Genomic DNA, 11,257 nt, shown 5'->3' with positions numbered 1-11,257 from the left:
GGACAGCCGCATCAGGATCAGGTCCGAGCCTCTGTCGGTATGAAGACGCAGATAGTGGTCCTCGGCCTGGACCGCGATCAGCCGCGCGCCGCGTAAGCGAGGCGGCAGGCGGTCGAGGAAGCGGGCGGGCGCGGCGCCGGGCGCGGCGGCGTGGGTCTCGATCGGCTGCTTGCGGCCCAGGAAGATGTTCAGGATGCTGAGCACGGCGGTGATCAGGGCGACCGGCGGGAAGAAGTGACGCAGGTCGTCGGCGTGGCGCAGACGTCCTTCGAACATCAGGCCGGTCATGGCCCAGACCATGAGCGTCAACGGCCCGGTGATGACCAGGGTCAGGGCGGCGGCGCCCAGCCAGGGGCGCGCATCCACGTCGATGAACCGCTCGACCAACAGGCTGCACAGGTGCCCCCACAGGCCGCCGACGACAAGCACGGGCACCCAATAGACCAGACGCTGCGCCAGCGGCGCGCCGCTGGAGCCGAAGGCCCCGCCGAGCGCCAGGAAGACGCCCGCTCCGACGGCCACCGCCAGGCCGCGCAGGAAGTCGCGCGCCTTGGACCCCGGCGAGAAATCCAGTCGAGGCGTCACGCGCGCGTCGAACCGCAGACGGCGCGGAAGCCGGCGGCGGCGAACCGCACCATGTAGTCGCAGGCGCTGTCCAGATCGCCGGACTTGCACAGGCCGCCCGACAGGCGGTCGAGGCGGCCTGTCTCGCCCAGGGTCAGGGTCAGGGCGCCCGACAGATTGTGATAGGCCCAGTACAGATCGGCCTCGTCCGCCTCGGGCATGATGCGTTTTACCAGCTCCAGCAGACGACGGATCGCCGGGTCGAAATAGCGGGCCATGGTCTCGCCGCCGAAGGCCGGATTGGCGTTGGTCTGGGCCACCAGGGCGGCGTAGTGCTTCCACCCCGGCCCGCCCTTCAGCGACCACTGGAACGGCGGGCGCAGGAAGGCCTCGAACAACCCCTCCAGCGTCATGGCGTCGCCCGCCGCCTCGGCGTAGCGGTCGATGGCGGCGACGCGCTCGGCGTTCCACACCTCGGCGCGGCGATTGAAGACGGCGTCGAACAGCTCCTTCTTGGCTCCGAAGTAATAGTGGACCAGGGCCGTATCCACGCCCGCCTCGCGCGCCACCTCGCGGATGGTGACGCCGTAGAAGCCGTGCTTGGAGAACAGATCCTCGGCCGCGTTCAGGATGGCGTCGCGCGTCTCGCCCGCCGCGGCCGCCTTGGTCTTCTTGGGGCGCCCGCGCCGCGCGGGGGCGGCGGGCAGCGGCGGAATCTGGGGCGGCGGCAGATCACTTTTCGTCATGGCCGGAAGCTAGTCGCGCTTTGGGGGTTAGTGCAACGGCGCCACAGGGCGGGCCTTTCCGTGACGGAAATCAGGCTTGGCCGTTTGACAGGCGGGCGAAAGATCGTCACCAATGCAAAAAATCATTGAACGCTGAATAAAAGCGTCGATCGGGCCGGAAACAAGATTGGGATGCACATGAACAGACTCGTGAAGACCGCCTTGCTGGCGGGCGCCGCTTTCGGCGTGATGACCACTGCGGCGCAAGCTCAGGAGGCGGCGCCTGTCGGCGAGCAGGTTTCGTCCGTCGACGACATCATCGTCAGCGCGCGCCGTCGCGACGAAGCGCTGAAGGACGTGCCGGTGTCGGTGTCGGCCATGAGCGCTGAGCGCCTGGAGCAGACCGGCGCCACGGACATCACAGCCTTGCAGCAGCAGACGCCCAACGCCACGGTGCAGGTGGCGCGCGGCTCCAACTCCACCCTCATTTCGTTTATTCGCGGTATCGGTCAGCAGGATCCCCTGTGGGGTTTCGAGCCGGGCGTAGGCTTGTATGTCGACGACGTTTATGTGGCGCGCCCGCAAGGCGCTGTGCTCGACATTTTCGACATTGAGCGGATCGAGGTTCTGCGTGGGCCGCAAGGATCGCTATACGGCCGCAACACTGTTGGTGGCGCCATCAAGTATGTGACGTCGCGGCTGGATCCGGACATGCCGGAGCTAACGCTGCGCGGCGCCTACGGCAGCTATAATCAGATCGATCTCCTGGCCCAGGGCTCCATGCCCGTTACCGACCGTCTGCGCGTCGGTGCGGCCGTGGCCAGTTACAGCCGTGACGGCTTCGGCAAGAACCTGAATACCGGGGCCGAGCACTACGACAAGGATGTCATCGCTGGACGGGTCAGCGTCGAGTTTCAGCCCTACGACAACGCCTTCTTCCGCCTAGCCTATGATCGGGTCGAGGACCGCTCAAACCCCCGTCACGGTCACCGCGAGCGGCCGGGCGTCGGCCCGGGCGCGGGCGTACCGGGAAGCGTGTACGACACCTATGCCGGTTTGGGCGATCGCAACAAGGTCACGACCGAGGGCGTGTCGCTGACGGCGCAGGTCGATCTCAACGATGTCTGGACCTTCAAATCGATTACAGCCTATCGCACCGGCGACACGGACACCCTGATCGACTTTGACAACACGCCAGCGCCGACGCTGGACATCCCTGCGGTGTACGGTGACCACCAGTTCACCCAGGAGCTCCAGGCGTTGTTCAGCACGGACCGGATCCAGGGCGTGGCGGGGATCTTCTATCTGGACGGTACGGCGTCGGGCGCCTTCGATACGATCGCCCAGAACTTCGGCATCGTGATCGGCACGGCCGGCTATGTGGAGACGACCAGCGTCGCTCTGTTCACCGACGTCAATCTGGACCTGACCGACCGTCTGCACCTGGGCCTGGGCGCGCGTTACACGATCGACGATAAGACCGGCCACGTCTTCCGCGCCAACTATCTGGGCGCGACGCGCAGCCCGCTGCTGGGCGGCGCGGCGCGCAATCCGATCCTGCTGCGCACGGACTACACTCGCTCCAAGTCCTTCGATCAGTTCACGCCGAAGGCCTCGCTGTCCTACGATTTCTCGGACCGCATCACCGGCTACGCCTCCTATTCGAAGGGCTACAAGTCGGGCGGCTTCGACATGCGCGGCGATGCGATCCTGACGCCGGACACCGTTAACGGCTATGAGCCTGAAACCGTCGATTCCTATGAAATCGGCCTGAAAGGATCAGCCTTCAATCGTCGTCTGAACTTCGCTTCGGCGATCTTCTATAACGAGTACCAGGACCAGCAGATCACGACCCAGGTTCCGGCGCCGGGCGGCATCGCCAGCTTCGTCGACAATGTCGGCGCCTCCAAGTTCCACGGCGCGGAGTTCGAGGGCTCGTTGATCCTGACCGATAGCCTGACCGCAAACTTTGCCGTCGGCTACCTGGACTCCAAGTTTGAAAAGTTCATTCGCTATAATTTGGTCACCCAGAAGTATGAGGACATCTCCGATCTCGTCGTGCTGCAGAACGCCCCGAAGTGGACTGGCTATTTGGGCCTGACCTGGCAGGGGCAACTGGCGGGTGGGGCGTTGGCCGTGACGCCGTCGGTCAGCTATCGCGACGACTACAGCCAGTTCGAGTATCCGAACGCCGATCTGGACCAGGAAGCCTTCGCCCTGGTGGATCTGTCCATCGTCTGGACGGACCCCAGCAATAAGTGGACCGTCGGTCTGTACGGCAAGAACCTGACCGATGAGGAATACCGCGTCGGCGGCTACAACTTCGCCAAGACGCCGGTCGGCGATTTCTACAACGACTCCGTGATCGGCTACTACGGCCCGCCGCGTACCGTGACGGCGTCGCTACAGTACAAGTTCTGATCCGGGTCATTTCTCCTGAACGCCTGATCATCTGATCGCGGGCGGCGGTTCGTGGGAGCCGCCGCCCTTCTTTTTTCGTGGCGCGCGGCGGCAGGGCCGCTACCGTCGCCTCAAGAAACCAGTCGGGGAACGCCCATGAGCCAGATCGAGGCCGCCAAGGCCGATGCGGGGACGGTCGACGCGCGCGCTGCGTCGCCGGGCTATCGCTACTATGTGCTGGGGATCCTGATCCTCATCTACATGCTGAACTTCCTGGATCGACAGATCATCGGCATCCTGGCCGCGCCGCTGAAAGCCGAGTTCAACCTCAGCGACAGCCAGTTCGGCCTGCTGGGGGGGCTGGCCTTCGCCCTGCTCTATTCGACCCTGGCCATCCCCATCGCCTGGCTGGCCGATCGGTTCAGCCGGGTGTGGATCATGACCGGCGCCCTGACCGTCTGGTCGGGCTTCACCGCCCTGTGCGGCCTGGCGGGCGGCTTCGGCTCGCTGTTCCTGTGCCGCATGGGCGTGGGCATCGGCGAGGCGGGCGGGGTGGCCCCGGCCTATTCCCTGATCGCCGACTATTTTCCCAAGTCCCAGCGCGCGCGGGCCCTGGCGGCCTATGCCTTCGGCATCCCGCTGGGCATGGCGGCGGGCACCCTGGTCGGCGGCCTGCTGGCGGCGACCTACGGCTGGCGCACGGCCTTCATCGTGGTGGGCGTCCTGGGGGTGCTGGTCGCGCCGGTGCTGCGCCTGACGGTCAAGGATCCCAAGCGCGGCGGACTGGATGTGGAGCCCGCCGCACCCGCGGCGGCGCCGGTTGAAGCGCCGAAAGCCCCGCCGTTCATGGAGGTGGTGCGCACCCTGGCGCCCAAGCCCAGCTTCTGGCTGCTGTCGTTCGGCGCGGCTGCGTCTTCGGTGTGCGGCTATGGCGTGGCCGCCTGGCTGCCCAGCTTCTTCATGCGCAGCTTCGGCCTGACCCTGTCGCAGACAGCCTGGTATTATTCAGCCATCGTCCTGGTCGGCGGGGTGGCGGGCATCTGGCTGGGCGGCTCGATGGCCGACCGCTTGGGCAAGAAGTCCAAGGCCGCCTATCCGCTGACGCCGGCGATCGCCTTCCTGATCTCGGTGCCCTGCTTCATCCTGGCGATGAACTCGGGCGCGGTGGTGGGCGCCGTCATGCCGGGCTCCGATCCCAACGGCGCCGCGGCCTTGACCATGGCCTTCTTGATCTTCCTGATCCCGACGGGGCTGAACCTGACCTGGCTGGGGCCGATCACGGCGGCGGTGCAGCATCTGGCGACGCCCGCCATGCGGACTACGGCTTCGGCCCTGTTCCTGCTGATCAACAACCTGCTGGGGATCGCCGTCGGCATCTACTACTTCGGCTGGATGAGCGACCTGCTGCGCCCGACCTTCGGGGAAGAGAGCCTGCGTTGGGCCATCTACACCGGCATGGGCTTCTACCTGCTGTCCTCGGCCCTGCTGTTCGGCGCCTCGCGCACGCTCAAGAAGGACTGGGTCGACTAGTCGTCCCGAAGACGGACCGGGCGGCGGCCTGAGGCCGGCCCGCCGCCCGGCATAAGAAAATCCTCATGAGGCCATAAGACGACAGGCGGTTGCGCAGGCGAAGGCGCGACGCCTATAAGCGCGGCCAAAGTTTCCACAAACCTCCATAACGGCGCGGATCAGACATGAACATTCACGAGTATCAGGCCAAGCAGGTCCTCAAGGGCTACGGCGCCCCGGTCGCGGCCGGCGTGGCCATCACCTCGGCCGACCAGGCCGAAGCCGCCGCCAAGCAGCTGCCTGGCCCGCTCTATGTCGTGAAGTCGCAGATCCACGCCGGCGGCCGCGGCAAGGGCAAGTTCAAGGAGCTGCCCGCCGACGCCAAGGGCGGCGTGCGTCTGGCCTTCTCGATCGAGGAAGCCGTCGCCCACGCCAAGGAAATGCTGGGCAACACCCTGGTCACCGCCCAGACGGGCGAGGCCGGCAAGCAGGTCAACCGCCTGTACATCGAAGACGGCGCCGACATCGCCCGTGAGCTGTATTGCTCGCTGCTGGTCGACCGCTCGGTCGGTCAGACGGCCTTCGTCGTCTCGACCGAAGGCGGCATGGACATCGAGGAAGTGGCCCACGCCACCCCGGAAAAGATCCACACCATCGCCATCAACCCGGAAGCCGGCGTCACCGCCGAGAACGTCGCCGCCATCAACGCGGCGCTGGAGCTGACGGGCGACGCCGCCGAAGACGGCAAGTCGCTGTTCCCGATCCTGTACAAGGCCTTCGTCGAGAAGGACATGGACATGCTCGAGATCAACCCGCTGATCGTCATGGAGAACGGCCATCTGCGCGTTCTGGACGCCAAGGTCAGCTTCGACGGCAACGCCCTGTACCGCCACGAAGACATCCGCGCCCTGCGCGATGAGACCGAGGAAGACGCCAAGGAGATCGAGGCCTCGAAGTGGGACCTCGCCTATGTCGCCCTCGACGGCAACATCGGCTGCATGGTGAACGGCGCCGGTCTGGCCATGGCGACGATGGACATCATCAAGCTGTACGGCAAGGAGCCCGCCAACTTCTGCGACGTCGGCGGCGGCGCCGGCAAGGACAAGGTCGCCGCGGCCTTCAAGATCATCACCGCCGACCCGAAGGTCGAGGGCATCCTGGTCAACATCTTCGGCGGCATCATGAAGTGCGACGTCATCGCCGAGGGCGTTGTCGCTGCGGTGAAGGAAGTGGGCCTGAAGGTGCCGCTGGTCGTGCGTCTGGAAGGCACGAACGCCGAGCTGGGCAAGAAGATCCTGAACGAGTCGGGCCTGACCATCCAGGCCGCCGACGACCTGGACGACGCCGCCCAGAAGATCGTCGCGGCGGTCGCGTAAGCGCCGCTACCGCCCAGCAGACACACAGAATTCAGAGCACAGACACATGTCCATCCTCGTCAACAAAGACACCAAGATCCTGGTCCAGGGCCTGACCGGCAAGACCGGCGGCTTCCACACCGAACAGGCGCTGGCCTATTACAACACCAAGATGGTCGGCGGCGTGCACCCGACCAAGGGCGGCCAGACCTGGACCGGCTCGCACGGCGAAACCCTGCCCATCTTCGCCTCGGTCGCCGAAGGCAAGGAGCGCACCGGCGCCGACGCCACGGTCATCTACGTCCCGCCGGCAGGCGCGGCCGACGCCATCATTGAGGCCATCGACGCCGAGATCCCCTTCATCACCTGCATCACCGAAGGCATCCCGGTGCAGGACATGGTCCGCGTCAAGGCTCGCCTGGACCGTTCGAACTCGCGCCTGCTGGGCCCGAACTGCCCCGGCGTCCTGACCCCCGAAGAGTGCAAGATCGGCATCATGCCGGGCAACATCTTCAAGAAGGGCAACGTCGGCATCGTCTCGCGTTCGGGCACCCTGACCTATGAAGCCGTGTTCCAGACCACGAACGAGGGCCTGGGCCAGACCACGGCCGTCGGCATCGGCGGCGACCCGGTCAAGGGCACTGAGTTCATCGACGTGCTGGAGATGTTCCTGGCCGACGACGCCACCGAGTCCATCATCATGATCGGCGAAATCGGCGGCGCGGCTGAAGAAGACGCCGCCCAGTTCCTGATCGACGAAGCCAAGAAGGGCCGCAAGAAGCCGATGGCCGGCTTCATCGCGGGCCGTACGGCTCCGAAGGGCCGCACCATGGGCCACGCCGGCGCCGTCGTCTCGGGCGGCAAGGGCGATGCGGAATCCAAGATCGCCGCCATGGAGGCTGCGGGCATCCGCGTCTCGCCGTCACCGGCGCGTCTAGGCGCGACCTTGGTTGAAGTGCTGAAGGGCTGAGGCCCTTCAGCAGCGCACGCTGCGCGTGCGGGCGCTATCGCTCGCCGCGCGGCGGCTCGCTGCTTCAGCGCCTTTTTGAGAGGCGCGGCGCTATGCTCGCGACGCGGTCGCTCGCTGCATGAGCGTCGGATTCACTTAAGGGTGGGTTCGGCGTCAGGCGGGCCGGCGGATTGGACCAAAGTCTAATCTATCCGCGTTCCGGGGGTGTTTTTCGCGCCGTGTGACCTTTTGTAACGCTTCCGGAATCGTCCGGGGGCGTTTTTTCTTGCCGATTCGACCAAATTCCACCCGGTCCGCCTCCCTTCGGTCATGACCAGTAAGGAAACAGGGCCTATATGAACGGCGCTGCTCTCCGCGCGGCTGTGCGCGGGCGGTTGTAAAGGGACGATTGAGAGAAAAATGGCGGACGATGCGGGTCGGCTGAACCAGGTCTTTGCCGAGACCTCCTTCCTCTATGGCGCGAACGCCGCCTTCATTGAGGACCTGCACGAAAAATGGGCTTCGGACCCCGGCTCGGTGTCGGGGGAGTGGCGCGCCTTCTTCGATCAGCTGAAGGACAACGCCGACCTGGTGAAGCAGTCGGCCGCCGCCGGTTCCTGGGGTCGCTCGGGCGCGTCCGAGCCGACCGAGGAAACCGCCGTGTTCGACGGCCGCTGGCCCGCCCCCAAGATCGACCCCAAGGCCGCCGGCAAACCCGGCCCGCGCCCGGCGGCTCCGGCGGCTGACGCTTCGGGCGCCGTTTCGGCCGCCGACGTGCGCGCCGCCGCCCACGATTCCATCCGAGCCCTGATGCTGATCCGCGCCTACCGCGTGCGCGGCCACCTTCAGGCCAACCTCGACCCGTTGGGCATTGAGAAGCCGATCGAGAACCCGGAGCTGACGCCCGAGTTCTACGGCTTCACCGCCGCCGACATGGACCGCCCGATCTTCCTGGACGGCGTGCTGGGCCTGGAGACCGGCTCGGTCCGCCAGGTGCTGGAAATCCTCAAGCGCACCTATTGCGGCAACATCGGCGTGCAGTTCATGCACATCGCCGAGCCGGACGAGAAGGCCTGGCTGCAACAGCGCTTTGAAGGTCCGGACAAGTTCGAACAGAACGCCTTCACCAAGGAAGGCAAGCTGGCCATCTTCAAGAAGCTGGCCGAGGCCGAGGGCTTCGAGCGCTTCCTGCACAAGCGCTTCCCCGGCACCAAGCGTTTCGGCCTGGACGGCGGCGAAGCCATGGTCCCGGCCCTGGAGCAGGTGATCAAGCGCGGCGGCGCCCTGGGCGTCGACGAGATCGTCTTCGGCATGGCCCACCGCGGTCGTCTGAACACGCTCGCCGCCGTCATGGGCAAGCCGTACAAGGCCATCTTCCACGAGTTCCAGGGCGGCTCTTCGGTCCCCTCGGACATCGAGGGTTCGGGCGACGTCAAATACCACATGGGCGCCTCGTCCGACCGTGAGTTCGACGGCCACAAGGTCCACCTGTCGCTGACGGCCAACCCCTCGCACCTGGAGATCGTCAATCCGGTGGTCCTGGGCAAGTCGCGCGCCAAGCAGGCCTTCGACATCCGCGAGGCCGAGGTCAATCTGGGCAAGCCGGACGCCGAATGGGTGCTGGACCGCTCGAAGGTCGTGCCGCTGTTGATCCATGGCGACGCCGCCTTCGCCGGTCAGGGCGTGGTGGCCGAATGCTTCGCCCTGATGGGGCTGAAGGGCTACCGCACCGGCGGCACCCTGCACTTCGTCATCAACAACCAGATCGGCTTCACGACCAGCCCGCGCAACTCGCGCTCGTCGCCCTATCCGTCGGATGTGGCGCTGATGGTCCAGGCCCCGATCTTCCACGTCAACGGCGACGATCCCGAAGCGGTCGTCTTCGCCGCCAAGGTGGCCACCGAATACCGCCAGAAGTTCCACAAGGACGTGGTGGTGGACATGTTCTGCTACCGCCGCTTCGGCCACAACGAAGGCGACGACCCGACCTTCACCCAGCCGCTGATGTACGCCAAGATCAAGAACCAGCCGTCGACGCTGGAGATCTACGCCAAGCGCCTGATCGCCGAGGGCGTCATCACCCAGGCCGAGGTGGACGCCGAGATCGCCCGCTTCGAGGCCTACCTCGACGCCGAGTTCGAGGCCGGCAAGACCTTTGAAGCCAAGAAGGCGGACTGGCTGGACGGCGAGTGGAAGGGCCTGGGCGCCGAGGTCGCCGATGACGCCGCGCAGCGCGGCGACACCGCCGTCGCGGCCGACAAGCTCAAGGACTACGGCCACCGCCTGACGACCATCCCGAACAGCGTCGACGTGCACAAGACGCTGAAGCGCGTCATCGACGGTCGTCGCGATGCGGTGTCGAGCGGCGAGAACATCGACTGGGCCACGGCCGAGAGCCTGGCCTTCGCCAGCCTGCTGGACGAAGGCTACAACATCCGCCTGTCGGGTCAGGACTCGGTCCGCGGCACCTTCTCGCAGCGTCACTCGGGCATCACCGACCAGACGACCGAGCAGCGCTACTTCCCGCTGAACAACCTGCGCGACGGCCAGGCCCATTTCGAAGTCATCGACTCGGCCCTGTCCGAAGAGGCCGTGCTGGGCTTCGAGTACGGCTATTCGCTGGCCGATCCGAACACCCTGACCATGTGGGAAGGCCAGTTCGGCGACTTCGTGAACGGCGCCCAGGTGGTGATCGACCAGTTCATTTCGTCGGGCGAGCGCAAGTGGCTGCGGATGAGCGGTCTCGTGATGCTTCTGCCGCACGGCTATGAAGGCCAGGGCCCCGAGCACTCCTCGGCCCGTCTTGAGCGCTTCCTGCAGCAGTGCGCCGAGAACAACATGCAGGTCGCCAACTGCACGACGCCGGCCAACTACTTCCACATCCTGCGTCGTCAGCTGCACCGCTCGTTCCGTAAGCCGCTGATCCTGATGACGCCCAAGTCGCTGCTGCGTCACAAGAAGGCGGTCTCGACCCTGGCCGACATGGCCGAGGGTTCGTCCTTCCACCGCGTGCTGCGCGACGACGCCGAGCTGCGTCCGTCGGTGGCGGGCGTCACGCTCAAGGCCGACAAGGACATCCGCAAGGTCGTCGTCTGTTCCGGCAAGGTCTACTACGACCTGCTGGACGCGCGCGAAAAGGCGGGCGTCAACGACATCTACATCCTGCGTCTGGAACAGTTCTATCCGTGGCCGATCAAGTCGATCTCGGCGGAACTGGCGCGCTTCCCCAACGCCGATCTGGTCTGGTGCCAGGAAGAGCCCAAGAACATGGGCGGCTGGACCTTCGTCGACCCGTGGATCGAGCTGACGCTCGAGAAGCTGGACGTGAAGGCCAAGCGCGCGCGCTACGTCGGTCGCCCGGCTTCGGCCTCGACCGCCGCGGGCCTGATGAGCCGCCACCTGAAGGAACTCGAGACCTTCCTCGCCGAGGCCATGGCCTGACCGCCGCGCCTGACCTAAGAAACAAGCAAAGTTCAGACACGAAAAGACACTGAAGATGGCCGATATCCTCACCCCCGCCCTCGGTGAATCCGTCGCCGAAGCCTCGATCGCCAAGTGGACCAAGAAGGTCGGCGACGCCGTGAAGAAGGACGAAGTCCTGGTCGAGCTGGAAACCGACAAGGTCTCGCTGGAAGTCGTCGCCCCCGCCGACGGCGTGCTGTCGGCGATCAACGCCAATGAGGGCGACACCGTCGTTCCCGGCACGGTGCTGGGCGCCGTGACCGAAGGCGGCGCGGCCGCCGCCTCGGCCTCGG

8 protein-coding genes are annotated in these 11,257 nt (G+C 65.9%); 6 read left to right on the top strand and 2 right to left on the bottom strand.

All coding sequences use genetic code 11. The features are described 5' to 3' along the window. Both BDIM_RS18170 and BDIM_RS15150 read right to left on the bottom strand, forming a co-directional pair. Positions 1 to 585 (bottom strand): histidine kinase (locus tag BDIM_RS18170; protein ID WP_050796752.1); only part of this gene is annotated, 585 nt, incomplete at its 3' end. Beyond that, positions 582 to 1,310: a TetR/AcrR family transcriptional regulator gene (locus tag BDIM_RS15150; RefSeq protein WP_003166459.1), complete on the bottom strand. Its 729-nt coding sequence runs from the start codon at positions 1,308 to 1,310 to the stop codon at positions 582 to 584. The genes BDIM_RS18170 and BDIM_RS15150, both read right to left, overlap by 4 nt. A 177-nt stretch (positions 1,311 to 1,487) precedes the next feature. Here BDIM_RS15150 and BDIM_RS15145 point away from each other — a divergent pair, with 177 nt between their 5' ends. The 6 genes from BDIM_RS15145 to BDIM_RS15120 form a co-directional block, all read left to right on the top strand. After that, a complete protein-coding gene (locus BDIM_RS15145) occupies positions 1,488 to 3,710 on the top strand; it encodes a TonB-dependent receptor (RefSeq protein WP_040347188.1) in 2,223 nt (740 codons plus the stop codon). Positions 3,711 to 3,845: 135 nt separating this feature from the next. Beyond that, a complete protein-coding gene (locus BDIM_RS15140) occupies positions 3,846 to 5,219 on the top strand; it encodes a spinster family MFS transporter (protein WP_003166456.1) in 1,374 nt (457 codons plus the stop codon). A 164-nt stretch (positions 5,220 to 5,383) separates the two neighbouring features. Then, positions 5,384 to 6,574, top strand: a complete 1,191-nt coding sequence (sucC, locus tag BDIM_RS15135; protein WP_003166455.1) for an ADP-forming succinate--CoA ligase subunit beta — start codon at positions 5,384 to 5,386, stop codon at positions 6,572 to 6,574. Positions 6,575 to 6,620: 46 nt separating this feature from the next. Then, entirely contained in the window at positions 6,621 to 7,523 is a 903-nt protein-coding gene (sucD, locus tag BDIM_RS15130; RefSeq protein WP_003166454.1) for a succinate--CoA ligase subunit alpha, read from the top strand. Positions 7,524 to 7,922: 399 nt separating this feature from the next. Further along, positions 7,923 to 10,943, top strand: a complete 3,021-nt coding sequence (locus BDIM_RS15125; protein WP_040346382.1) for a 2-oxoglutarate dehydrogenase E1 component — start codon at positions 7,923 to 7,925, stop codon at positions 10,941 to 10,943. Between the two features lie 55 nt (positions 10,944 to 10,998). Next, positions 10,999 to 11,257: biotin/lipoyl-containing protein (locus BDIM_RS15120; RefSeq protein WP_040346380.1), on the top strand; the 259-nt coding region annotated here is incomplete at its 3' end.

The sequence above is a fragment of the Brevundimonas diminuta ATCC 11568 genome, from assembly GCF_000204035.1.
GTDB lineage: Bacteria > Pseudomonadota > Alphaproteobacteria > Caulobacterales > Caulobacteraceae > Brevundimonas > Brevundimonas diminuta.
The sequence above is the reverse complement of the archived record's forward strand: the minus strand, read 5'-3'. Positions and strand labels throughout refer to the sequence as shown.

Bases quoted from the DNA above. Each gene is read 5' to 3' on its own strand.
- BDIM_RS15150 (WP_003166459.1), bottom strand. From the start codon at position 1,310: ATGACGAAAAGTGATCTGCCGCCGCCCCAGATTCCGCCGCTGCCCGCC.
- BDIM_RS15145 (WP_040347188.1), top strand. From the start codon at position 1,488: ATGAACAGACTCGTGAAGACCGCCTTGCTGGCGGGCGCCGCTTTCGGC.
- BDIM_RS15140 (WP_003166456.1), top strand. From the start codon at position 3,846: ATGAGCCAGATCGAGGCCGCCAAGGCCGATGCGGGGACGGTCGACGCG.
- sucC (WP_003166455.1), top strand. From the start codon at position 5,384: ATGAACATTCACGAGTATCAGGCCAAGCAGGTCCTCAAGGGCTACGGC.
- sucD (WP_003166454.1), top strand. From the start codon at position 6,621: ATGTCCATCCTCGTCAACAAAGACACCAAGATCCTGGTCCAGGGCCTG.
- BDIM_RS15125 (WP_040346382.1), top strand. From the start codon at position 7,923: ATGGCGGACGATGCGGGTCGGCTGAACCAGGTCTTTGCCGAGACCTCC.